This is a genomic window from Bradyrhizobium sp. URHA0013, assembly GCF_000518345.1.
Lineage (GTDB): Bacteria > Pseudomonadota > Alphaproteobacteria > Rhizobiales > Xanthobacteraceae > Bradyrhizobium.
This window is the reverse complement of record NZ_JADK01000003.1, coordinates 808,919-832,540: the sequence shown is the minus strand read 5'-3', so window position 1 is coordinate 832,540 and position 23,622 is coordinate 808,919. Positions and strand designations below refer to the sequence as shown.

22 protein-coding genes and 1 tRNA gene are annotated in these 23,622 nt (G+C 65.3%); 16 read left to right on the top strand and 7 right to left on the bottom strand.

Annotated elements, in window-relative coordinates:
* Positions 1-46: 46 nt before the first annotated feature.
* Genes N551_RS0104170 through N551_RS0104160 form a run of 3 tightly spaced genes read right to left on the bottom strand, consistent with a single transcriptional unit; the run spans position 47 to position 1,890 of the window.
* Positions 47-406 carry a VOC family protein gene (locus tag N551_RS0104170; RefSeq protein WP_027565882.1) on the bottom strand — a complete coding sequence of 120 codons (360 nt, stop codon included), beginning with the start codon at positions 404-406 and terminating at the stop codon, positions 47-49.
* 56 nt (positions 407-462) lie between these two features.
* Entirely contained in the window at positions 463-1,302 is an 840-nt protein-coding gene (locus N551_RS0104165; RefSeq protein ID WP_027565881.1) for a helix-turn-helix transcriptional regulator, read from the bottom strand.
* 9 nt (positions 1,303-1,311) lie between these two features.
* Positions 1,312-1,890: a methylated-DNA--[protein]-cysteine S-methyltransferase gene (locus N551_RS0104160; RefSeq protein WP_027565880.1), complete on the bottom strand. Its 579-nt coding sequence runs from the start codon at positions 1,888-1,890 to the stop codon at positions 1,312-1,314.
* Between the two features lie 171 nt (positions 1,891-2,061).
* On the opposite strand from N551_RS0104160, the gene N551_RS0104155 reads away from it, so the two are divergent.
* From N551_RS0104155 to N551_RS0104145, 3 genes are all read left to right on the top strand, one after another.
* A tRNA-Gly gene (locus N551_RS0104155) sits at positions 2,062-2,135 on the top strand.
* A gap of 238 nt (positions 2,136-2,373) precedes the next feature.
* Positions 2,374-2,955 (top strand): helix-turn-helix domain-containing protein, encoded by a 582-nt coding sequence (locus N551_RS0104150; RefSeq protein WP_018460106.1) that lies wholly within the window; start codon positions 2,374-2,376, stop codon positions 2,953-2,955.
* 9 nt (positions 2,956-2,964) lie between these two features.
* Positions 2,965-3,432 (top strand): GNAT family N-acetyltransferase, encoded by a 468-nt coding sequence (locus N551_RS0104145; RefSeq protein ID WP_027565879.1) that lies wholly within the window; start codon positions 2,965-2,967, stop codon positions 3,430-3,432.
* Between the two features lies 1 nt (position 3,433).
* Here N551_RS0104145 and N551_RS0104140 read toward each other — a convergent pair whose 3' ends face one another.
* A complete protein-coding gene (locus tag N551_RS0104140; protein ID WP_027565878.1) occupies positions 3,434-3,961 on the bottom strand; it encodes a DUF1003 domain-containing protein in 528 nt (175 codons plus the stop codon).
* Positions 3,962-4,073: 112 nt separating this feature from the next.
* Here N551_RS0104140 and N551_RS0104135 point away from each other — a divergent pair, with 112 nt between their 5' ends.
* From N551_RS0104135 to N551_RS0104100, 8 genes are all read left to right on the top strand, one after another.
* Positions 4,074-5,132, top strand: coding sequence for a LacI family DNA-binding transcriptional regulator (locus N551_RS0104135; protein ID WP_027565877.1), 1,059 nt, complete (start codon positions 4,074-4,076; stop codon positions 5,130-5,132).
* Between the two features lie 82 nt (positions 5,133-5,214).
* On the top strand, positions 5,215-6,669 hold the full coding sequence (gene xylB / locus N551_RS0104130; protein WP_027565876.1) for a xylulokinase: 1,455 nt from the start codon (positions 5,215-5,217) through the stop codon (positions 6,667-6,669).
* Positions 6,670-7,992, top strand: coding sequence for a xylose isomerase (gene xylA / locus N551_RS0104125; RefSeq protein ID WP_027565875.1), 1,323 nt, complete (start codon positions 6,670-6,672; stop codon positions 7,990-7,992). It abuts the gene before it with no gap.
* Positions 7,993-8,004: 12 nt separating this feature from the next.
* Positions 8,005-8,763 (top strand): ATP-binding cassette domain-containing protein, encoded by a 759-nt coding sequence (locus tag N551_RS0104120; protein ID WP_007597833.1) that lies wholly within the window; start codon positions 8,005-8,007, stop codon positions 8,761-8,763.
* Positions 8,763-9,845: an ABC transporter permease gene (locus N551_RS0104115; protein WP_027565874.1), complete on the top strand. Its 1,083-nt coding sequence runs from the start codon at positions 8,763-8,765 to the stop codon at positions 9,843-9,845. The genes N551_RS0104120 and N551_RS0104115 overlap by 1 nt, the downstream gene beginning before the upstream one ends.
* Before the next feature lie 94 nt (positions 9,846-9,939).
* On the top strand, positions 9,940-10,872 hold the full coding sequence (locus tag N551_RS0104110; protein ID WP_027565873.1) for a sugar-binding protein: 933 nt from the start codon (positions 9,940-9,942) through the stop codon (positions 10,870-10,872).
* A 102-nt stretch (positions 10,873-10,974) separates the two neighbouring features.
* Positions 10,975-11,952 carry an aldo/keto reductase gene (locus N551_RS0104105; RefSeq protein WP_027565872.1) on the top strand — a complete coding sequence of 326 codons (978 nt, stop codon included), beginning with the start codon at positions 10,975-10,977 and terminating at the stop codon, positions 11,950-11,952.
* A gap of 3 nt (positions 11,953-11,955) precedes the next feature.
* The gene (locus tag N551_RS0104100) at positions 11,956-12,804 is read left to right on the top strand and encodes an amidohydrolase (protein ID WP_027565871.1); all 849 of its coding nucleotides are present in this window, start codon (positions 11,956-11,958) and stop codon (positions 12,802-12,804) included.
* Positions 12,805-12,825: 21 nt separating this feature from the next.
* Here N551_RS0104100 and N551_RS0104095 read toward each other — a convergent pair whose 3' ends face one another.
* Positions 12,826-13,626: a RimK family alpha-L-glutamate ligase gene (locus N551_RS0104095; protein WP_027565870.1), complete on the bottom strand. Its 801-nt coding sequence runs from the start codon at positions 13,624-13,626 to the stop codon at positions 12,826-12,828.
* A 399-nt stretch (positions 13,627-14,025) separates the two neighbouring features.
* On the opposite strand from N551_RS0104095, the gene N551_RS0104090 reads away from it, so the two are divergent.
* The 3 genes from N551_RS0104090 (at position 14,026) to N551_RS0104080 (ending at position 17,069) form a co-directional block, all read left to right on the top strand.
* Positions 14,026-14,799 (top strand): ferredoxin--NADP reductase, encoded by a 774-nt coding sequence (locus N551_RS0104090; protein ID WP_007597827.1) that lies wholly within the window; start codon positions 14,026-14,028, stop codon positions 14,797-14,799.
* A 216-nt stretch (positions 14,800-15,015) separates the two neighbouring features.
* Positions 15,016-16,737 carry an FMN-binding glutamate synthase family protein gene (locus N551_RS0104085; protein WP_197031100.1) on the top strand — a complete coding sequence of 574 codons (1,722 nt, stop codon included), beginning with the start codon at positions 15,016-15,018 and terminating at the stop codon, positions 16,735-16,737.
* 89 nt (positions 16,738-16,826) lie between these two features.
* Positions 16,827-17,069, top strand: coding sequence for a PilZ domain-containing protein (locus tag N551_RS0104080; protein ID WP_027565868.1), 243 nt, complete (start codon positions 16,827-16,829; stop codon positions 17,067-17,069).
* Between the two features lie 51 nt (positions 17,070-17,120).
* On the opposite strand, the gene N551_RS0104075 is transcribed toward N551_RS0104080, so the two are convergent.
* Positions 17,121-18,416, bottom strand: coding sequence for a hemolysin family protein (locus N551_RS0104075; protein WP_027565867.1), 1,296 nt, complete (start codon positions 18,414-18,416; stop codon positions 17,121-17,123).
* A 243-nt stretch (positions 18,417-18,659) separates the two neighbouring features.
* Between N551_RS0104075 and N551_RS0104070 the strand changes: the two genes are divergently transcribed.
* A complete protein-coding gene (locus tag N551_RS0104070; RefSeq protein WP_027565866.1) occupies positions 18,660-20,735 on the top strand; it encodes a methyl-accepting chemotaxis protein in 2,076 nt (691 codons plus the stop codon).
* A gap of 118 nt (positions 20,736-20,853) precedes the next feature.
* Complete coding sequence (locus N551_RS0104065) at positions 20,854-21,585, top strand: sulfite exporter TauE/SafE family protein (protein WP_027565865.1); 732 nt, start codon at positions 20,854-20,856, stop codon at positions 21,583-21,585.
* 7 nt (positions 21,586-21,592) lie between these two features.
* Here the strand turns inward: N551_RS0104065 and N551_RS0104060 are convergent, their stop codons facing one another.
* Complete coding sequence (locus N551_RS0104060; protein ID WP_027565864.1) at positions 21,593-23,557, bottom strand: carbohydrate porin; 1,965 nt, start codon at positions 23,555-23,557, stop codon at positions 21,593-21,595.
* Positions 23,558-23,622: the final 65 nt, after the last annotated feature.

Sequence of the window (23,622 nt, the reverse complement as noted above, 5' to 3'; positions counted from 1 at the left end):
TCTGGATTGCTTCGTCGCAAGTGCTCCTCGCAATGACGGAGCGAGCTCACGTGCAGACCGCCTCGACATTGTTACCATCGGGATCGATCAAGAACGCCGCGTAGTAAGTCGGGCTGTAATCCTTGCGCGGGCCGGCACCGCCATTGTCGCGACCGCCGCTCTTCAGGCCTTCGCTATGGAATGCCTTGACCGAATCATGATCCCCAGCGCGAAACGCGATATGCGCGCCATCCGCCTTGCGCCCCTTGTTCAGGTGCAGCCACAGCGCCGGCTCGCCCTTCGGCCCGAAGCCGGCATAACCATCGCCGCTCGAGCACAGGACATAGCCGAGCGGCGCCAGCACCGCGGTGTAGAAGCGCGTGGCGGCGTCGAGGTCGGCAACGCGCAATCCGATATGATCGTACATGGTCGTCTCCATTTCCAAAGCGCGCCGCAATCGGCGCGCGCCGGAGACGAACCTAGTCAGTTGAGCGCAAGCTGCTCTTGGAGAATCTTGCGCTCCCCCTTCGAGGCCTGACGGAACTTGGTTGGCGAGACGCCGGCCGCCCGGTGGAAGGTGCGGACGAAGTTGGAGAGATCGCCGAAGCCGACGTCATAGGCGATGTCGGTGACTGCGATGTCGTCGTCGGTCAGCAGCCGCGCCGCATGCCGCAGCCGCGAGCGCACCAGATATTGATGCGGGGTGACGCCGAGCACGGCGGAGAACAGCCGCAGGAAGTGGAAGGGGCTGAGGCCTGCCTGCCGCGCCGCCTGTTCGAGGTCGACCTCGGCATGCGAATTGGCGTCGATCCACAGCGCGGCTTCCACGGCGCGGCGGCGATCACGCGCCGTCGGTGTCGTCGGCTTGCGCGTCTTGCCCGACACGACATCGACGAAACGACCGGCGAGGATCTGCCCGAGTTCGTCGAGACCGAGGTCGCTGTTGCCATCTGCCGCCGTCTGGGCGAGTTCGCCCAGCACCATCAGCTCGGGCAGCGGCGGCGTCGCGCCGACCTGCCAGACGTCGCGCCGGCCGCCGAGCGCGTCGACCAGATCGTCGCTGAGGAAAAAGGACAGGCAGACGTCGCCGGCGACATGCTCATGCGTGCAGGTGTATTCCTCGCCCGGCGCGCCGACCAGCATCGAGCCCGCGACCAGATCGAAGAAGCCGGCGCGGCAATGACAGCCAAAGCTGCCCGCGCGGACATAGGCGATGGAATGGCCGGTGCGGCACTCCGCAAACGGGCTGTCGTCCGGTCCCGCGTCGCAGCGAAACTCGGAGACCGTCATCGAAGGGGTGGTCAGCAGCGTGGTTGCGTCCATCCCGCCTATCTAGGTGGGCGCTCGGGGAGGGGCAACGGGCAGCAGGACGTCGAACAGCGTCTTGCTGGCGATCGGATGGGCGCCCTCCAGCGACAGCAGCCGCCGCTTGGAGATCACCCCGCCATAGGGCGAGAGGCGGTCGGTGTAATTGCCGGCCTCCAGCACCCGGTGGCAGGGCACGATCAGCATGTAGGGATTTCTCGCGATCGCCTGTGCCACCGAATGCGCGGCGCCGGAGGCGCCCAGCGTCTTGGCGATCTCGTGATAAGTGCGCGTCTCCCCGCGCGGGATGGCGCAGGCGGCTTCGTAGACCCGCCGGTTGAAGCCGGGCACCCCGCTCGCGTCCAGGCTAACCTCGGAAAAATCGGCATCGCTGCCTTGCAGCAAGCCCACGATGCCCTCGATCGCGAACTCGGCGTTCGCGGAAGGCCGCTGCTCGCGCGCCTCGGGATGGACCTGGAAAATCCGGCGGCGGGTGTCGATCTCCCGCGCCTCCGGCAATTGCACGGCAACGATACCGGTGCTGCGCCAGATGATGCCGCAGCGCCCTATGGTCGTGTCGAATATCGCGTAGCCACGCCCCACCATGCACACGCCCCACTCAGTGCACGTCTCCCCAGACAGTCGATCATAACACCGCCACAATCCGCCGCACCCAAAATCTTACCGGAAACTTAAGAAGGGTCAGGCGGGCTGCGCCAAAGCGCTTGGCGAGATGCGCCGTCTCGGCTAATCAGAGCGGGCGCAGGCTGCGCATCCGCGGGCGTAGTTCAATGGTAGAACGGCAGCTTCCCAAGCTGCATACGAGGGTTCGATTCCCTTCGCCCGCTCCATCCTGCTTCGCGTCAAGGCGCTTCGCAGGACTTTGATATCTCGGCAACGCGAAGCAGGATGCCTTTCGAAGCCTTGGCGAAGAAGGGCCGATGTTCTCTCGCGTGCGCCAGACCAAGTTTCCAATATATTAGCTCGTCGTGACCGGCACCCGGCGCGCTCTCGGTTAAGCTCTCTCGCCTGGTGGCTTGCGGTCACCGCGCCGGGCCATGTTCGGATGAAAGTCAGGACCTACAAGCAATGGACCAGCAAAAGCTCGATCGCGCGATCGGTCGTCGCTTGAAGACGCTTCGGACGCAGGCCGGCATGACGCTGAATGAGCTCGCAGGCCGCTCCGGCGTCAGCCGTGCGATGATCGGACGGGTAGAGCGGGCGCAGAGCAGTGCGACGGCTGCGCTGCTGGGTAAACTTTGCGCCGCGCTCGACGTGTCGCTCAGCGACGTCGTCGCGTTGGCCGAAAAGCCGCCGGAGCGGTTGGTGCGGCTCGCCGACCAGCCGCACTGGCGCGATCCCGACAGCGGCTATCGCCGCCGCCACGCTTCGCCGACGGACGCGGCGAGCGGCATCGAGATCATCGTCGTCGATTTGCCGGCCGGTGCGCGGGTGCCGTACAGCCCCTGGGGGCGCAATGCCTTCACCCAGCAACTGCTGATGCTGGAGGGTGCGATCGCGGTGCACATCGACGCCAAGGCGGTTCGCCTGCGCGAAGGCGACTGTCTCGATTTCGACGTGATGCGCGCGGTTATCTTCGAGAACGAGACCAGACAGGATGCGCGCTACGTCATCATCACGCGCCGCGGCGCGTCCTACGGCAAGATGTGAGCCCTGACGATGCAGATCCGCACCGGCGACACCTTTGATCCACGCGTCATCGCGCTGCTCGACCATCACGTTGCGGCGGCGCGAGCACAGACCGCGCCGGGCAGTGCGCATGCGCTTGATCTCGCCGGGCTTCGTGCCCCGGAAGTCGCGTTCTGGACCGGCTGGGACGGCGACACGCTGGTCGCCACCGGTGCGCTGAAGTCGCTGTCAGCCGAGCATGGCGAGGTGAAGTCGATGCACACGCTCCAGACCACGCGCCGGCGCGGCTTTGGCGGTGAGATGCTCCGCCACATCATCACGGAAGCCCGCGCGCGCGGCATGGCGCGGCTCAGCCTCGAGACCGGCTCGTGGGACTATTTCAAGCCGGCGCACGCGCTCTACCGGGCGCATGGCTTTGTCCTCTGCGGCCCGTTCCAAGGCTATGTCGACGATCCCAACAGCCTGTTCCTGACCTTGGATCTGTCGGCGAGCCGATAGCTCAGGAACGCGTCTGCTCGATCCTATCGAGCACGCGCTCGGGGGCGATGTCGCGGCTTGCCTCCTCCAGATCCCGCTTCGAGTCGGGCTGGACGTCCAGCCGCTCGGCGATCTGCGTGAGGAGGCGGGCAACCTTGGTCAATTCGTGCTCGGCGAGCAGGCTGATCTGGAGATCGAGATCGGCGCGCTTGTCCGCTGCTGCGCTCATGCGGTTCTGCGAGATCAGCACGAATGTCGACAGGAAGATCGCCTCGACCGAAGCAATCATCGCCAGCACCACGAAGCTCTCGTCCCAGGCCGGAATTCCCGGCAGCCAGTGCAGATTGGCGATGATCCAGAAGCCGAACACCGCGACATGGAGGTAGACGAACGCCATGCTGCCGGTGAACGCCGTGATCGCATCGGCGACCTTTTCCTGACCCTTGGCCGCGCGCTGCTCGCGGCGGCGGCGCTCGACCAACGCCTGGATGTTCCGCTCGAGAGTCGGACTCAATCCCTCGCCGGGATCATGGGTGATATCGTTACGCACGGGGCAGCAACGGCGGACGGGAAAGGCTGTTCCTAGGCCCAGCCGCGGGAAAATGCCTACTGCCCCTCAAAATGAGTTGCGCACCTCAAAACACCTCTGCTAGCCTTCAGCCATGGCCGAGACGCTCACCACGACCGCGCTGACGCTGAAGGACATCGCCCGCCAGGCCGGGGTCAGCCTCGCGACGGTGGACCGCGTCCTGCACAATCGCCCGGGCGTGCGGCCGGATACGGTCCGGCGCGTCAAAGAGGCGATCGAGCGCAATTCGTTCCAGCCTCACGTGGCCGCCGCCGAGCTCGCCCGCGGCCGCGCCCGCCGTTTCGCCTTCGTGATGCCGTCGGGACCGAACCCGTTCATGCAGCAGATCCAGGATTATCTCGGCGAGATGTCGGGCTGGTTGTCGTCCCGCCGCCTCGGCGTCGAGACCGTCGCAACCGACGTGTTCGATCCGTCCGTGCTCGCGGCTTCCCTGGAAGGGCTCTCCGACGATTACGACGGCATCGCCGTGGTGGCGCTGGACCATCCCGGCGTCCGCGCCGCCATCGACGATCTCGTCGATGCCGGCACCAGTGTCGTGACGCTGGTCTCCGACGTGCCGTCGTCGCGCCGGCACCATTATGTCGGCATCGACAACATTGCCGCGGGGCGCACCGCCGGCGCGTTGGTCGGACGGCTGGTCGGCCAAAAGTCCGGCAAGGTCGCGATCGTCGCGGGCTCGCAGGGCCTGCGCGATCATGCCGAGCGCATTTTTGGCTTCAACCAGGTGATGGCCTCTGAATTCCCCGGCCTCAACGTGCTGCCGGTGCTCGAAGGACGCGACGAGGACGCGCGTTCGGAACAATTGTTGGCGCGGCTGTTGAGCAGGCATGCCGACATCGTGGGTCTTTATAATGTCGGCGCCGGTACGCAAGGCGTCGCCAACGCGTTGAATGAAAAGGCCTTGGGCGATGCCAGCCGCGACAAGCAGGTGGTGTTTGTCGGACACGACGTCACTGCGCTGACGCGCCGGCTGCTGCTGCAGGGCGTGATGCATGCCGCGATCTCGCAGAACCCCGGACATGAAGCGCGCGCCGCCGTGCGTGTGCTGCTCGCGCTCGCCCGTGGCGAGCCGATCTTGCGCGAACAGGAGAAGATCAGGATCGACATCGTGATGCGGGACAATCTGCCTTAGCGGCAGGTGGAATTCAAAATGACCCGTTGCGGATAAGGCGACTTTGAGTTCGCGCACCGCAACAGGCGAAAGGGAGGACGGCGTGTATCTCGGAATCGACATCGGCACATCAGGTGTGAAAGCGGTGCTCGTCAGCGAAGCCGGCGCGGTTGTCGCGACGGCGGCGCGCGAGCTTGCGCTATCGCATCCCGCGCCGCTGTGGTCCGAGCAGGATCCCGATGGCTGGGTCGATGCGGCGGTCGGCGCGGTCGACGATCTTGCCGCCCGCCATCCGCGCGAGGTCGCGCGGGTGCGCGGCATCGGGCTGTCGGGCCAGATGCACGGCGCGACGCTGCTGGACGAGGACGGACGGCCGCTGCGTCCCGCGATCCTATGGAACGACGGCCGCTCGCACGCCGAATGCGTCGCGCTGGAGCGGCGCTGCCCGTCGCTGCACACGATCGCCGGCAATCTGGCCATGCCCGGCTTCACCGCGCCGAAGCTGCTCTGGGTCGCCAGGCACGAGCCAAAAATCTTCGCGCGTGTCGCAAAGGTGCTGCTGCCGAAGGCCTACGTCCGCTATCGCCTGACCGGCGAGATGGTCGAGGATATGTCGGACGCGGCCGGCACCCTGTGGCTCGACGTCGGTCTGCGCCGCTGGTCGCCCCTGCTGCTGCATGCCACCGGGCTCGATCTCCATCACATGCCACGCCTCGTCGAGGGCAGTGAGGTCAGCGCGACGCTCGCGCCGGACTACGCGCAACGCTGGGGCATGGCTAGGAATGTCGTGGTCGCCGGCGGCGCCGGCGATAATGCCGCGAGCGCGATCGGGCTCGGCGCCATCGCGCCGGGCGATGCTTTCCTGTCGCTTGGCACATCCGGTGTAGTGTTCCGCGTCACTGATCGGTTTGCACCGGCGCCGGCCTCGGCCGTCCATGCGTTCTGTCACGCACTGCCCGGCCGCTGGCATCAGATGGGCGTGATGCTGTCGGCGGCGGCGTCGCTGGCCTGGCTCGCGAGCGTGATGGAGGTTCCGGCCGCAGCGCTGCTGGCGCCGCTCGGCGAGCGCGTCGATGGACCGAGCCCGGTCAAATTCCTGCCCTATCTCGACGGCGAGCGCACGCCGCACAACGATGCCGCGGCCAGCGGCGCCTTCGTCGGCCTGCGCGGTGCGACCGGCCGCTCCCAGATCGTTCAGGCCGTGCTCGAAGGCGTCGCCTTCGCCGCGCGCGACAATCTGGCGGTGCTGAGCGCGGCCGGCGGACCGCTTCCCGAGGTCGATCTCGTCGGCGGCGGCTCGCGCTCGCCGCTGTGGGCGCAGATCTGCGCCGATGTGCTCGGCATTCCCGTCCACCGCGTCGAGGAGGGCGAGGTCGGGGCGGCGCTCGGCGCCTCCAAGCTCGGACGGCTCGCCGCCACCGGCGAAGACGCGGCTGCGGTTTGCACTCGTCCGCGCCGGCTCGCGAGTTTTACGCCCCGCGCATCCGTGGCTGCGGCCTATGACGAGGCCTATCGCCGCTGGCGCGAGCTTTATCCTGCGTTGAAGGAGTGTGCCTGAGTGAACGCGTCTGTGAAATTCTTTGATATAACCGCACCTGTCGCCTTCGCCGGCAAGGATGCGGGAAACTCGCCCGCCTTCCGCTGGTACGACAAGGACCGCCTCGTCCATGGCCGCAGGATGGAGGACCATCTGCGTTTTGCGGTCTGCTATTGGCACTCGTTGTGCTGGCCCGGCGGCGATCCTTTTGGCGGCGAGACGTTCCTGCGGCCCTGGCACCACGGCGCCGATGCGATGGCGCAGGCGCGCGCCAAGGCCGACGTTGCCTTCGAGCTGTTTCGCCTGCTCGACGTGCCCTTCTTCACCTTCCACGACGTCGATGCGGCGCCGGAAGGGAACTCACTCGCGGAATCCGTCGCCAACCTCAATGCCATCGCCGATCTGTTCGAAGCGAAGATGGCCTCGAGCAAGGTACGCCTGCTCTGGGGCACCGCCAATCTGTTCACGCATCGGCGCTACATGGCGGGCGCGGCCACCAATCCAGATCCCGAGATATTCACCTATGCCGCCGGCCAGGTCCGCGCCGCGCTGGAAGTGACGCACCGTCTCGGCGGCCAGAACTATGTGCTGTGGGGCGGGCGCGAGGGCTATGAGACGCTGCTCAACACCGATCTCAAGCGCGAGCTCGACCAGCTCGGCCGCTTCGTCTCGCTCGTCGTCGAGCACAAGCACAAGATCGGCTTCAAGGGGCCGATCCTGATCGAGCCGAAGCCGAAGGAGCCGACCAAGCACCAATATGATTTCGACGTCGCTACCTGCTACGGCTTCCTCGCGCGTTACGACCTGCTGAAGGACGTCAAGCTCAACATCGAGCAGAACCACGCCATCCTCGCCGGCCACTCCTTCCATCACGAGGTCGCGCTCGCGGAGGCGCTGGGTGTGTTCGGCTCGCTCGACATCAACCGCGGCGACGATCTGCTCGGCTGGGACACCGACCAATTCGCGATGAACGTGCCCGAGCTTGCCCTGGTGTTCCACGAGCTCCTGAGCCGCGGCGGCTTCAGCTCCGGCGGGCTCAATTTCGACGCCAAGATCCGCCGCCAGTCGATTGATCCCGACGATCTGATCCATGCCCATGTCGGCTCGATGGATGCCTGCGCGCGGGCGTTGCTCGCCGCCGCGGACATGCTCGACGCCGGCGTGCTCACTGCGCCGCTTGCGAAACGTTACGAGGGATGGGCCGGGCCCGAGGGCCGCGCCATTCTCGGCGGGCAGCGCTCGCTTACCGAACTTGCCGACCGCGCGCACGGCCCGGGCTTTGACCCGCAGCCGCGCTCGGGCCGGCAGGAATATCTGGAATCGCTCGTCAACCGCTACGTCTGAGGAAGGCCGCTGATGACAAATGCACAAGCGACACCGGTCCTCGAGTTGACCGGCATCGGCAAGGAGTTCGGCGCGATCCGCGCGCTGCATGACGTCGACATGCAGGTCCTCCCCGGCGAGGTCGTCGGCCTGATGGGCGACAACGGCGCGGGCAAGTCGACGCTGGTCAAGATCATCGCCGGCAATTTCCGCCCCAGCCACGGCGAAATCCGCTTCGCCGGCAGCGCGGTTCATTTCAACCGGCCCGTCGATGCCCGCGGCGTCGGCATCGAGGTGGTCTATCAGGACCTTGCGCTCGCCGACAATCTCACCGCAGCGGCCAACGTCTTTCTCGGCCGCGAGCTGAAGCGCAGGATCGGGCCGTTCGCGTTGCTCGACCACAAGGCGATGGCGGCGCGTGCGCTGGAGCTGTTCGGCGAGCTGCGCTCGGAGACGCGCCCCGACGATCTCGTCAAGCAGATGTCGGGCGGGCAGCGCCAGGCGGTTGCGATCGCGCGGACGCGGCTCTCCAACGCGAAGCTGGTCATGATGGACGAGCCCACGGCCGCGATCTCGGTCCGCCAAGTCGAGCAGGTACTCGGCCTGATCCACCGGCTGAAGGAGCAGGGCGTTGCCGTGATGCTGATCTCGCACCGCATGCCTGACGTGTTCGCGGTGTGCGATCGCGTCATCGTCATGCGCCGCGGCGAAAAGCGGGCCGACAAGCCCATCCACCAGACCTCCCCCGAGGAAGTCACCGCCCTGATCACCGGCGCGAAGGAGGCGGCGTGATGGCCATGCCCATGGAATCCCCGATCACCTTCTCGAATGTCGGCAAAATCAGATGGTGGCAGCGCGGCATCTTCGCGTCCCAGACCGGCTATGTCCTGCTCGCGCTGGCAGTGCTGCTGGTGGTCATGCATTTCGCCAGCCCGTACTTCTTCACCGAAGGCAACATGCAGAACGTGGCGAAGAATTTCTCCTTCATCGCCATTGCGACGCTCGGCGTCACCTTCGTGATCATCACCGGCGGCATCGATCTGTCGGTCGGCTCGATGATGTGCTTCTCCGCCATGGTCACCTCGATGGTGATGACCGAGCTGTCGGCGCCCGGCTCGCCGGCGGGCTCCCTGTTCGTGCACATGGCGGCCGACGGCAAGACCGTGCTTGCCAATGTCCCCGGCCTGATCCTGGTGGTCTCGCTTCTCGCCGGCCTCGGCGTCGCGCTGCTCGCCGGCCTCGTCAACGGGTTCTGTATCGCGGTGCTCGGCCTGTCGCCGTTCGTCACCACGCTCGGCATGCTCTCGATCGTACGCGGGCTCGGCTATGTCGTCTCGAACGGACGCGGCAGCTTTCCAGGTGGGCCGGATGCCGATTATTTCTACGCGCTCACCTCGGGCGACGTGCTCGGCGTGCCCGTGCCGTTCATTTATCTGATCGTCCTCGCGCTGGCGATGGCCGTGGTGCTGCACCACAGCTCGTTCGGCCGTCACGTGTTCGCGCTCGGCGGCAACGAGAAGGCGGCCGAACTCACCGGCATCCCGGTCGTGCGGGTGAAGATCGAGGTCTATGTGATCTGCGCGCTCGCCGCAGGCCTCCAGGGCATCATCATCTCGGGCTGGCTTGGGTCGGCGCCGGCCAACATGGCGACATCCTACGAGCTCAACGTGATCGCTGCGGCCGTCATCGGCGGTGCCAATCTCGCCGGCGGCATCGGTGGACCGCTTGGCGCCATCGTCGGCTGCGTGCTGCTCGAGGTGATCCGCAACGGCCTCGTGCTCGCCCAGGTCAGCTCCTACTGGCAGCAGACGCTGGTGGGCGTGATCATCATCCTGGCCGTATTGGTCGACCGCATCCGCTCGCGGATGATCTGAAACGACGTCGTTCCGGGACGGCAACGAAAATGCCGCCTGTCCACTTCCCGGACGATCTTGAGAGGACAGGCGCCAAAGAAGGGTGGAGGAGACGATGAGGAAATATCTACTTGCCGGCATCGCGGTCGCGATGATGGCTACGCCGGCGTTTGCCGCAAACTACCGGTTCGTGATCGTGCCCAAGGCGATGAACAATCCGTTCTTCGACTTCGCGCGCGACGGCTGCCTGAAGCGTGCGAAGGAGCTCGGCAACATCGAGTGCATCTACAAGGGGCCGGTCGAGCACGAGCCGGCGACGCAGGCCCAGATTATCCAGGACTTCGTCACTCAGAAGGTCGACGGCCTCGCCATTTCGGTTGCCGACGTCGCGGCAATGACCAAGTCGATCGACGCGGCGACCGCGGCCGGCATCCCCGTCATCACCTTCGACGCCGATGCGCCCGGCGCCAAGCGCATCGCTTATATCGGCACCAACAACAAGGAGTTCGGCGTCGCCCTCGGCAAGCAGCTCCTGAAGCTGCGGCCCGACGGCGGCAAATATGCCATGGTCTCGGGTGGTCCCGGCGCCAAGAACCTCGCCGAGCGCGTCGACGGCGTCCGCGAGGCGCTGAAGGGCTCGAAATGGACCGAGGTCGCGGGCTCGCCGACGTTCTGCAACGACGATCCCGCGCTGGCGGTTCAGCAGATGACTGACATGCGTACCGCGACGCCCGACCTCGCTGCGATCGTTCCCATCGGCGGCTGGCCGATGTTCGCCCCCGAAGGCTTCAAGGCCTTCGCGTCCAGGTACAAGAAGGATATCGATGCCGGCAAGTTCACGCTTGTCGTGGCCGATACGCTGAAGATGCAGCTCGAGCTGTTGCGCGATGGCTATGCCAATGCGCTGGTCGGCCAGCGTCCGTTCGAGATGGGCGAGAAGGCGATGGACACGCTGCTCGCCATCAAGAAGGGCGAGAAGGTGCCGGAGATCGTTTATACCGGCCTCGATCTCGTGACCAAGGACAACGTTGCGCAGATGTTGAAGTAGGAGCGTCGCCAGCCCCGCGCTCCTGCGTGCCTCTCCCGCTTGCGCTTTTCGCAAGCGGGAGAGATGATTTGGCTGTTGGGGAAGACTGTTGAGGCAATGGGAATGAAAAGGTCGCGGCTCGGCTCTCTCGATGTCACCTCACTCGGCCTCGGTTCCGCCCCGCTCGGCGGATTGTTCACCCCCGTCAGCGACGCCGATGCGGAGGCGACGATCGCCCGCGCCTGGTCGCTCGGAATCCGCTTCTTCGATACCGCGCCGCTCTACGGCTTTGGCCTTGCGGAGCGACGCCTTGGCGCATTCCTGCGGCAACAGCCCCGTGACTCCTACGCCATCTCGACCAAGGTTGGCCGCCTGCTGCGCGTGCCCGATGGCGCTGCCGCCGAGGACGAGCATTACAAGGGCACGTCGCGCGAGCGGCCGGTGTTCGATTTCAGCTATGACGGCGTGATGCGTTCGGTGGAGGAAAGCCTGGCGCGGCTTGGGCTCGATCGCGTCGATGTCCTGCTCGTGCATGATCCCGACGATCACTACGACGACGCCGTCGCCGGCGCCTTCCGCGCGCTGCAGGGCCTGCGCGCGGACGGCACCGTCAAGGCGATCGGTGCCGGCATGAACCAGTCGGACATGCTGGTCCGGTTTGCAGAGGCCGTTCCGGTCGACTGCTTCCTGCTCGCCGGCCGCTACACGTTGCTCGACCAGGGCGCGCTGGATGCGCTGTTCCCGGTCTGCGCCGCGAAGAATATCGGCATCCTGCTCGGCGGCATCTACAACAGCGGCATCCTGGCCAGTCCGCACACCGGCGCGAAGTTCAACTATCAGGACGCCGATGCGGCACTCGTCGCCCGCGCGCTCGCGCTGGACGAGCTCTGCCGCAAGCACGGCACCGAGCTGAAAGCCGCCGCGCTGCAGTTCTGCATGGCCCATCCGGCAGTCACGGTCGCCGTGATGGGCGCGCGCAACGCCGCGGAAGTTGCTGACAACATCGCGATGTCGGAGACGCCGGTGCCGGCGGCGTTCTGGCAGGAGCTGCGTGGGCGAGAACTCGTCGACGCCCGCGCGCCATTGCCGGACGGAGCGTAAGGCATGATCATCGACGCTCACCAGCATTTCTGGGATCCCGTGCGCGCCGATTATCCCTGGATGGACGCGCCCGAGCTCACGCCGATCCGGCGTGCCTTCGGTTCGGCCGATCTCGCGCCGCTCTTGAAAGCCAACGGCATCGACGCGAGCATCCTGGTACAGTGCCGCTCCGCGCTGGCGGAGACCGAGGAATTCCTGCGGATCGCGCATGCGACGCCCTCGGTGATCGGCGTCGTCGGCTGGGCCGATCTGACCGACGCTGCACTTGGCGAGACGCTGGACCGGCTACGCGCTTCGCCCGGCGGCGACAAGCTGGTCGGCATCCGCCATCAGGTCCATGACGAGGCCGATCCGGATTGGTTGTTGCGCGAGGACGTCCAGCGCGGCCTCACGGCCGTGTTCGCGCACGATCTCGCCTACGATTTCCTGGTCCGCACCCGCGAGCTGCCGGCCGCCATCGCAACCGCACAGGCGTTCCCGCATGCGCGCTTCGTGCTCGACCACGCAGCCAAGCCGCCGATCGCCGACGGTGGAAGCGACGAATGGTCCAATGGCATCGCGGCACTCGCGGCCTGCGGCAATGTCTGGTGCAAGGTCTCGGGGCTGGCGACGGAAGCGGTTTGGAGCGACTGGAATGCGGAGCGGCTGTTTCCGTTCGTCGCGCACGCCGCGACATGCTTTGGCGAATATCGCTTGATCTTCGGCTCGGACTGGCCGGTATGTTTGCTCGCGGGGAGCTATGGTGAGATCAAGGGCGCGCTGGAGGCCTGCCTGATGAAGCTCGGTCCGCAGGCGCGTGAGAAGGCGTTTGGCGTGAACGCGAAGGCTGCGTATCGGTTGGCGGTCGGTTGAAGCCGACAGCGCGCGTGTTGCTCAGCGTTCCCCAAACACCCGATCCAGCGCTGCATCGTACGTCGTCTGCACCAGCGCCGGATGCAGCTTCGCCAGCGTCTCCATCATCACGCCGGAATTGATCTCGAGCACGCGCCAGACGCCGGTGACGTGCACGAGGTCGATCGAGGCGAAGGCGATGCCGAGGGCATTGGCGGCGTCGATGGCGAGCTTTGCGCAGGCTGCGCGAAGATCGCAATCCTGCATCAGCACGGGCTTTGCACCCGCATCGAGATTGTGCCGCCAATCCGAGCCGCGCTGCTTGCTGTAGACGACGAGTGGCACATCATCGAGCAGGACCACGCGAACTTCATCCTCGATCACGAGATAGGGCGAGATCACGAGTCCGGCGCTCATAGAAAAGGCTTCGCCAACCGCATGATCGAGTTCTGTTTCCGTCGTGACCCTGAAGACGGATCGTCCCGACGTCCCCTCGTTCGGCTTCACCACCACGCCTTGCGGATTGTCGTGAAGCAGCGCCAGCATTGCCTCTCGCCAGGCGACGCCGGCAACCTTCTCGCCCAACTTCGGATTGAGGAACAGGCGATGGGGAATGCAGGGCACGCCCTCGAGCGCCAGCACCTCGGCGGTGGCCGATTTGTCGTTGGCCAGGCGGTGCGCGATGGCGCTGTTGAGGCCGATGTCGTAGCCGAACGCGAAGCGGCGCTGCTCGCCCCGGCGCATCGCGAGCAGCCAGCCATCGGCGCGGACATCGAGCGCGATGCCACGGGTCGCGCAATAGCGCCTGATCGCTTGGACGAAGATCCGCTCGCCGTTCACCATGTGTCTTGTCGCCACTCGCAGCCGTCAGTTCCAGTCGAGCTTGGCGCCAAAAGCCGCAAAAATGCGGGAAACGGCGCCAAACGAGAGTGAAATCAGAGCTATTCTTAATGAAATTCTCGCGAGCGCCACGGAAATTAAGTGCTGTATTCGGGCCCCGGAGGGAAAAGAAATTGCCCTCCGCGCGCGCCGGACAGCAGATCCATTAATGATGCGACCATTTCCGCCGCAAATGCCGGTTTGACCGGCATCAATTGCATCCGGAACGAGGTTGATTATTGGTCTCAATGGCGTAGATCACACACGCGAAATCCTCCGCCATGGCAATGGTGTCCGCTCCGCTTTCAGGGGCCGGGCAACGCTTTTGCCCTAAAACCGCAATTATTCGGAATATCGAAAATCATGAGCGCGTTTTACCGAGAGAAGGTTCTTTCCGTCCAGCACTGGACCGACACCCTGTTCAGCTTTCGCGCAACCCGCGATTCCGGCTTCCGCTTCCAGAACGGCCAGTTCGCGATGATCGGCCTCGAGGTTGAGGGCCGCCCGCTGCTCCGCGCCTACAGCATGGCCAGCGCCAACCACGAGGAAGAGCTCGAGTTCTTCTCGATCAAGGTTCAGGACGGCCCGCTGACGTCGCGTCTCCAGAAGATCAAGGAAGGCGACACCATCCTGGTCGGCCGCAAGGCGACCGGCACGTTGATCACCGACAATCTCATTCCCGGCAAGCGGCTGATGCTGCTCTCGACCGGCACGGGCCTGGCGCCCTTCGCCAGCCTGATCAAGGACCCCGAGGTCTACGACCAATTCGACAGCATCGTGCTGGTGCATGGCTGCCGTCAGGTCTCCGAGCTCGCCTATGGCGAGAAGCTCGTCGCCGGTCTTCGCGAGGACGAACTGTTCGGCGAGTTGCTCGCGGACAAGCTCATCTACTATCCGACCGTGACCCGCGAGCCGTTCAAGAACCGCGGCCGCATCACCGATCTCATCAGCTCCGAGCAGATCTTCAACGACATCGGCCAGGGCCCGCTCGACATCGCGACCGACCGCATCATGATGTGCGGCAGCCCGGCGATGCTCGAAGAGCTGAAACTGATGTTCGAGGGCCGCGACTTCGTCGAGGGCTCCGGCAACAAGCCCGGCCACTTCGTGATCGAAAAGGCGTTCGTCGAGCGGTAGGCCCTCTCGTGTCGTCCTGGCAAAAGCCAGGACGCTTGCATTGGTAAAGCGCCTTGACCGGTTAATTCCGTCCCTCCCGGGCCCTGCTGCACCGCAGCAGCCCGCCCATCGGGCTGATTGATTTGTCCCCGTCGAATTCGCTAGCGTGAAACAACCGCCGCGTCATATCCGTATGACAGGCGCGGGCGTATCGTACCGCCTCATGCTGGCGAGAGGATGGGAATCGTGGCCGACGAGAACAAAACGCAGGAATCGCCCAGCTTATCGCCCAACCCATCGGCCAAACGGCTGCCGCTGGCGGAAGAGGGGATCATGGAAACCCTGCTGCTGCCATTCTCTCCGCGCTTCATCGTCCTGACGATCTGCGCGGTGGTCACGGCGCTGCTGACCGGCATCGGCTTCGCCGATGGCAAGATCTTCGACATCCTGCTGATCCCGATCCTGATCTTCGGCGCGCTGACGGCGCTTGGCGTCCGCGACCTCATGCAGAAGGGCCACGCCGTTCTGCGCAACTACCCGATCTCGGCCCATATCCGTTTTTTGCTCGAAGAGATACGCCCGGAGATGCGGCAGTACTTCTTCGAGAGCGAGAAGGACGGCATGCCGTTCTCGCGCGACATCCGTGCGGTGGTCTATCAGCGCGCCAAGATGCAGCTCGACAAGCGTCCGTTCGGCACCCAGGAGGACGTCTACCGCCAGGGTTATGAGTGGATGCATCACTCGGTCTCGCCGAAGACGCATGCCGAGGAGAAATTCCGCGTCATCATCGGCGGGCCGGATTGCGCCAAGCCGTATTCGGCTTCGGTGTTCAACATTTCCGCGATGAGTTTTGGCGCGCTCAGCCCGAACGCCGTGCGCGCGCTGAATGCCGGTGCCAGGAAGGGCGGCTTCGCGCACGACACCGGCGAGGGCGGCTTCAGCCCCTATCACGCGGAGATGGGCGGCGACATCATCTGGGAGATCGGTTCGGGCTATTTCGGCTGCCGCCATCTCGACGGCACCTTCGATCCCGAAGCCTTCGCGCGCGTCGCGCGCCAGGACCAGATCAAGATGGTCGAGCTCAAGATCAGCCAGGGTGCCAAGCCCGGTCATGGCGGCGTGCTGCCGGCAGCGAAAGTCTCGGAGGAGATTTCCAAGATCCGCGGAGTCGCCATGGGCGAGGATTGCATCTCGCCGGCCTCGCATCGCGCCTTCTCGACGCCTGTTGGCATGATGCAGTTCATCGGCGAGATGCGAAAGCTCTCCGGCGGCAAGCCGACCGGCTTCAAGCTGTGCATCGGCCACCCCTGGGAATTTTTGGCGATCTGCAAGGCGATGATCGAGACCGGCATCTATCCCGACTTCATCGTCGTCGACGGCAACGAGGGCGGCACCGGCGCCGCGCCGCTGGAGTTCATGGATCATCTGGGCATGCCGATGCGGGAGGGCGTCAGTTTCGTCCACAACGCCCTGATCGGCATCAGCGCGCGCGACCGCATCAAGATCGGCGCCTCCGGCAAGATCGCCACCGCCTTCGACATGGCGCGCGCCATGTCGATCGGCGCGGACTACTGTAATTCGGCGCGCGGCTTCATGTTCTCGCTCGGCTGCATCCAGTCGCTGAGCTGCCACACCGACCGCTGCCCGACCGGCGTCGCGACCCAGGATCCGACGCGGGCGCGCGCACTCTACGTGCCGCTCAAGATTGACCGCGTGCACAATTATCACCTTGCGACGCTGCACTCGCTGACCGAGCTGATCGCCGCGGCCGGTCTCGAACATCCGCAGCAGCTGCGCCCGATCCACTTCTCCCAGCGTACCTCGACGACGGACGTGAAATCCTTCGCGCAGCTCTATCCCTCGCTGCGTCCGGGCGAGCTGCTCGAAGGCACCGAAGACCCGCGCTTCCGAGACGCCTGGCGGATGGCGCGGACCGAGACGTTCCAGCCGGCGCTGTAGGGCGTCGGCCGCAGGCCCCCCGTGCGTAAAGGCATCGCGACGAGGGTCGCGTTTAACGCTTGGTTCAACTTTGGGTGTAGATTGTCCCTATGGACGAGCGGCGCGACAAGGCAAGGCATCGCGTGCTGAAGGCCGGAACGATCGAGTTCGGCGGCGGCGGCGCGATCGACTGCACTATCCGCAACCTGTCCGATACCGGCGCCGCGCTCGACGTCAGCAGTCCCGTCGGCATCCCCGACCATTTCAGCCTGTTCGTCCAGGCCGACGGAAAACATCTCGCCTGCACCGTGATCTGGCGCAAGGAAAAGCGGATCGGGGTGAGGTTCGGGTGAGGGCCGGGACGACACGTGGTGAGTTCAGCACCACCTCACGTCGCCGCTCGCTCACCCCGTCTCTACTTCGCTCCGCCGGCTCGCGAGAATCTTGTCGATCCTCCGTCCGTCGAGATCGACCACCTCGATGTGCCAGTCGCCGAAGTCGAAGGCATCGCCGACATCAGGCAGCACGTTGAACTGTTGCAGCACGAGGCCGGCGACCGTGTTGTAGCGGTGCGGCGGCAGTTCGACGCCGATCAGCTCGCCGAATTCGTCGACTGGCATCCAGCCTGAGACCAGCAGCGAATCATCCGCGCGCTTGACGTAGGCCGGTTCCGGCGGGCCTTCCTCGGAATGGAAGGCGCCGACGATCGATTCCAGAATGTCAGCCGTCGTCACGATGCCTTCGAAGGCGCCGTATTCGTCGTAGACGAGGCCGACATGCACCGGCGCAGCCTTGAGGATCGCCAGCACGTCGCGGGCATCAGCTGAGGCGGGAATGCCGGGCGCCTCGCGGACCAGCACGCGCAAATCCGGCGTACGCTCGTTCATGAAGGCGACCAGCAGGTCCTTGGCCTGGAGCACGCCGATCGGCTTGTCGCGGTCGCCGTCGGACACGGGAAAGCGTGAATGCGGACTCTTGGCGATGGTCGCTTGAATGCTCTCCGGCGTATCGTTGAGGTCGATCTCGTTGACCTCCGTGCGCGGCGTCATGATCGCGCCGACCGGCCGATCGCCGAGCCGCATCACGCCCGCGATCATCTCCTTTTCACCTGACTCGAGCACGCCCGCGCTTTCGGCCTCGCTGACGAGATGATGGATCTCGTCTTCCGAGACCTTCTCTTCGGACTTGCCGCCGTGGCCGAGCAGCGTGAGGATCAGCTTGCCGGAGAGATCGAGCAGGAAGACCAGCGGCAGCGAGACCTTCGCAAGCACGTGCATCGCGGGTGCAACCCTGACCGCGATGCTCTCGGGGTCGCGCAGCGCCACCTGCTTCGGCACCAGCTCGCCGACGATCAGGGTGGCGTAGGTGATGAGCGTGACGACCAGGCCCACTCCGACGATGTCGGCAATTCCTGCGGACAGGCCGAGCTCGAGCAGCCATTGCGTCAGCCGCTGTCCGAGCGTCGCGCCCGAGAACGCGCCGGAGAGCACGCCGACCAGCGTGATCCCGATCTGCACCGTCGAGAGGAATTTGCCGGGGTCGGCCGCGAGCGTCAGCGCCCGCTCGGCGCCGCGGACGCCCTTGGCGGCGAGCATCGACAGCCGGGCCGGGCGTGACGAGACCACGGCGAGCTCGGACATGGACAGCAAGCCGTTGATGACGATCAGGACGACAACGATGGCGAGTTCGGCGGAGAGCATTGACGTTCCGAGGTAAGGGAGTGTGGCCGGATGGCGGCCCAGACATTGATATAGGTATTCGGGGAAGAAATGCCGATGATTCTGTCGCATCCGGCATCGCGAAGGAACTTCGGCGACACCGTCGCGGAAGGCACTCGAAGCCCAATACCCCGCGGAACTACGGGCATGCCGTTGCTTAACGGGCTCTTAGCGGCCACCCGGCTAGGTTCTCGACATTTGCAGGAATGTATTCGGGGGACCAGGATGCGGATCGGGAAGCTCTTTGCGCTGTCGATGCTGACGGTGACGGTTTTTGCAGTCATCCTCGGCGCCGAGGTTCTGATACCCCAGGCGCGCATCTTCACGAACCGCTCCGACGCGATCAAGACGGTCGACGCCTTTGGTGCGACCTTGATGGTCAGTCAGCACGTTGCCGGCCTTCGTGCCCCCTACATTTCGCCGATTTTCCAGGAGAACCCTGCCACGCAGGCCCAGATCGAAGGCGCCGCGAAGGCCGCGAAAGCAGCCGATGCCGCATTTGAGGGGGCAAGGCGCGCCATCCTTGTGCTGGATGATTCCGGACCGATGATCGAAAATCTGGACCGTACCGCCCGGCGGCTCAAGGATATCTACACCGCTGCAGACCGCGCGATGAGCGTTCCCTTAGCGGCGCGCGACAGCGCTGTGGTCAAGGGCTTCCTACCTGGCGTTGCAGAGGTCATCGGCAATATCGAGCCGATCATGAACCGGCTCGAAGCCAAGGTCATCAATGCCGATTCTTCGCTTGCGGCGCTGTTGAGCTTGGCGCGAACGGCGCAGGACCTGCGCGTCTCGGCCGGCAGCCGCGCCGCCACGCTGTCGCCGGCGCTGAGCGCGCGCCGCCCGCTCACGGCTCCCGAATTCTCGCTGATGGATCGTATGCAGGGGCGTGTCGAGGCCGACCGCGAGCGCATCGAGGCCGGCATCGACCAGCTCGGAAGCCCGCCCCGCATCGCCACCGCGCTGAAGGCGGCGACGGATTCCTATTTCGGAAAAGCAGCCGCTGCCGTGGACAAGGAGATGCCCGCGGCTCGTGGCGACGGCAAATACGGCATCAACGCCGAAGAGCTGGCCACCGTCATTGTCCCCGCCATCCAGATGTTCTACGGCGTGCGCGATGCCGCGCTGACGGAAGCTGCCGAGCGCGCCTCGGCCGCGCGCGATGGCGCGCTGGTGATGCTCGCGCTCGCGGGCGTGGCGGTGCTGGCGCTGCTGGGGACACTCGGTGGTGTGACCATGATGCTGCGCCGGCGCGTGGTGACGCCGCTGAGCCGGCTCGCGGACGTGATCGCAACGCTTGCCGCCGGACAGCACGAGGTCGAGATTCCCGTGACGGGCCGCAACGACGAGATCAGCCAGGTGGCGGGCTCGCTCCAGCACTTCAAGGATTCGCTCTCCGCCAAGAAGGCTGCCGACGAGGCCGCCGCGGTGGAAGCCGAGGCGCAACTCCGGCGCAGCCAGCGCATGGACCAGATCGCGCGCGATTTCGAAGCGTTGATCGGCGACGTCATCAACACCGTGTCGTCGGCATCGTCGGAGCTGGAAGTGTCGGCGGGAACGCTGACGAGCACCGCCGATCAATCGGAAAAGGTCACCGCGACGGTGGCGGCCGCCTCCGAGCAGGCCTCCAGCAACGTGCAGACCGTTGCCGCGGCCGCGGAGGAAATGGCGTCTTCGGTCGACGAGATCGGTCGACAGGTCCAGGACTCCGCGCGGGTCGCCAGCGAAGCGGTGCAGCAGGCGGCGCGGACCAACGACTATGTCGGCGAGCTCGCCAAGGCTGCCGGCCGGATCGGCGACGTGGTCGAGCTCATCAGCCAGATCGCGGGCCAGACCAATCTTCTGGCGCTCAATGCAACGATCGAGGCGGCGCGCGCCGGCGAGGCCGGGCGCGGCTTCGCCGTGGTCGCCTCCGAAGTCAAGGCGCTCGCCGAGCAGACCGCCAAGGCCACCGGCGAGATCAGCCAGCAGATCACGGGAATCCAGAGCGCGACGGAGGATTCGGTCGGCGCCATCAAGTCGATCGGCGACACCATCACCCGCATGTCCGAGATCGCATCGGCGATCGCCTCCGCGGTCGAGGAGCAGGGCGCTGCGACGCGGGAGATTTCCCGCAACGTGCAGCAGGCGGCGCGCGGCACCCAACAGGTCTCCGCCAGCATCGTCGACGTGCAGCGCGGCGCGAGCCAGACCGGATCGGCCTCCTCCACCGTGCTTGCGTCAGCGAAGTCGCTGTCCGGCGAGAGCAGCCGCCTCAAGGTCGAGGTCGGGAAGTTTCTGGACGCGATCCGGGCCGCGTAACATCGTCATTGTGGAAGGAAGCGGCTTCACCTAGGCTTGCAGCCTTGGGGGTGTCGCAGCCTCCCCGTGAAGTGGGTGATCCCACGCAAGCGCTGCTCGCTGATGTTTGGAGCGAGCAATGGACGGGATCACAATCGAGCTTACCCTTTTCCTGACGGCCACCTTCGCCGGCGCGTTCGTCGCCGGCCTCTCCGGCTTTGCCTTCGGCTTGGTGGCGGCATCGCTGTGGCTTTACGTGCTGACGCCGCTTCAGAGCGCCAGCCTGATCGTCGGCTTCGGCCTCCTGGTGCAGGGCTACTCGGTCTGGAAGCTGCGCAGCGCGCTCGACTGGTGCCGGCTATGGCCCTTCATGATCGGTGCCGTCGTGGGCGTGCCGGTCGGCGTGTCACTCCTGACCTCGGCCGATCCCAAGAGCGTCCGCATCGCGGTTGGGGCGATCCTGATCGTCTATAGCCTCTACGCGTTCTTCAGGCCGCAGCTCAAGGTCGCGACAATCGTGCCCCCGGCCGCAGACATGACAATTGGTTTCGTCAACGGTCTGCTTGGTGGGCTGACCGGCCTCGCCGGCATCATCGTCACCATCTGGTGCAATCTGCGCGGCCTGCCGAAGGATGTTCAGCGCGCCACGTTCCAGCCCGTCGCGGTTGTGGTGTTTGCCATTGCGGCACTGCTGCTGGGCGCCAAGGGGGCGCTCACGTTCGACACCGCAAAGCTGTTCGCGCTCGGCCTGCCGTTTCTCTTTGCGGGAACGTGGCTCGGGCTAAAACTGTTCGGCCGGATCGATGAGGCGATGTTCCGTAAGATCGTGCTCGCGTTGCTGTTCGTCTCCGGCGTCGCGCTGCTGTTCTGAGCCGCGGTCAGAACTCCCCGTGCAGCCGACCTGAGAATACCGACACCGGGCCGCGATCAGCGTTGTAGGCGGGGTTGACGATGAGCTGGTAGTCCGCGGTGAAGGTCAGCGCCTTGTTGAGCGCGTAGGCGTAATAGGTCTCCAGCACGCGTTCCCTGCGGTAGTTGAGCTGGCCGTCACCGATCAGCGGACCGAGACCGCCGGCGGCGATGAAGTCGCGATGGTCCTGCGACAGGCCGTTGATCGCGCCGGCAATGGCGACGACGTCGTCGGGTCGGCCCCATTTCGCTCCCTTGACCGAGACACCGCCGGACAGACTACGGTCGATGTCGGTGAAGGCCATGATCTCGTTGCGGCCATCGTTCCAACTCCAGCGGCCGAACACGCCGATATCGTCGGTGATCGCCTGTTCGACATTCAAAGCGTAGCCGTATTTGAGCCGGCCGCGGCGGGTCTGGCTGATGTCGAGGTTGAGCAGCGGATTATCCAGCGTCTCGCGATAGCTGCCGGAATAGGCGCTGTTGACGAAGCCGAGAGTACGCAGCTTGCCGGGCTGGCCGAACAGCGAGTAGCGCATCTCGAGCTCCGCGACATATTCGCCGCGGCGGCCGATATTCATGTCGAAATTGTTCGAGTTGGACTGGGCGTCCATCAGGAAGTAGCCGGCGCGCAGCGCCCATTGCTTCTGATTCAATTCGGCCGTTGCACCATAGCCGAGGCCGAGCTTGTCGGCGGCGTAGTCGAAGGCGCCGGATGCCCAGATCGACCAGTTCATGAAATCCTTGCGCGGATCGTGCGCGTAGGAATTGCCGTCGAAGACGTCGACCACGGAGAGCTTTCCGACCTGCAAAGTCAAACGCGACACGTCGGCCTTGCCGGCAAGCTGAAACTGGCCGCTGGCAAGCTCCTCCTGCTCGCCGCCGAAGCCGAAGGTGTGGCGCACGAACAGCCGCGAGGCGTTGAAGTGCGGATAGGGAAAGCCGGACTTCTGCGCTTCGCCGTTGGGGAAGCCCCCCGCGCCGGTCGTGTTGTTGAAGCCAAAGCCCTGCAGCAGCTCGGGATTGAAATAGACCTCGCCGCCGTCCCACAGCCGCGCATTCAGATAGAGCGAATTGCTCCAGGTCTGCTGCAGATCCGGCGAGGGGGTGAAGCTGTTCGGCCCGGTATAGGGCGCTCTGAACGAGGGATGTCCCTGGGCCAGCGCTGTCGACTGGCCGTGGATCTCCCAGCGGCTGGACTCGGTATCGGTGATGTCAGACTTCGGATTGTAGGTCGGCAGGCCCGGCCAGTCGATCTTGCGATTGAGGCCGATCCGCAGGCTCTGGAAATCCATCGAGGACGAATATTGCGCGCCCGAGGGGAAGGTGACGCGGGCGTTCTCGAACTTGCTGTAGAGATATTCGAGCCGCGCGCTCCAGTGCGGCGCGAAGGCATATTCGACGCCGCCGCCGGCGGTCCAGCCGAACCGCGTGTTCAACACCTTCTCCTCATTGCCGCCTGCCGGTGTCGAGAGAAAGCGCTCGCCGGCAAAAGCGGCGCCACCAGTCGCGTAGAACAGGAATGCGCCGGTGGTGTAGCCGAGCCGCGCGCGCAGGCTCGCGACGTAATCCCAGCGCTCCTCCGCGCTCGACAGCGCCGTGGTCGTCGACGACACCACGTGGTTGGAGGGCAGATAGTTCGGAAAGGAGATGTCGCCTTCGACGCCGAGCAGAAGCCCTGAGTTGAGGCGCCAATTGTAGCCGGCCTGCACGCCGCCGGTCGCGCCGGTGAAGACATGATTATCGGTCGCGACCGCGGGATCGGTCAGCATGGCCGAGGACGTGCCGCGGGTGAAACCGGCGTGTGCACCGATATAGAGGCCCGTCCAGTCGTAGACGGCCCTGAGCGCAGGTGCCTTCAGCGGCAGATCAGCCGCGCGGCTGCTGGCGGGCAAAGCCAAGACGCCCGAGGCAATCGCCGCGGCCGTCCGCAAATACCTGTAACGGTGACCCCTCAACGTCAAAATGCACGCCCCCAAAAGCGAGTGTGTCCACTCGC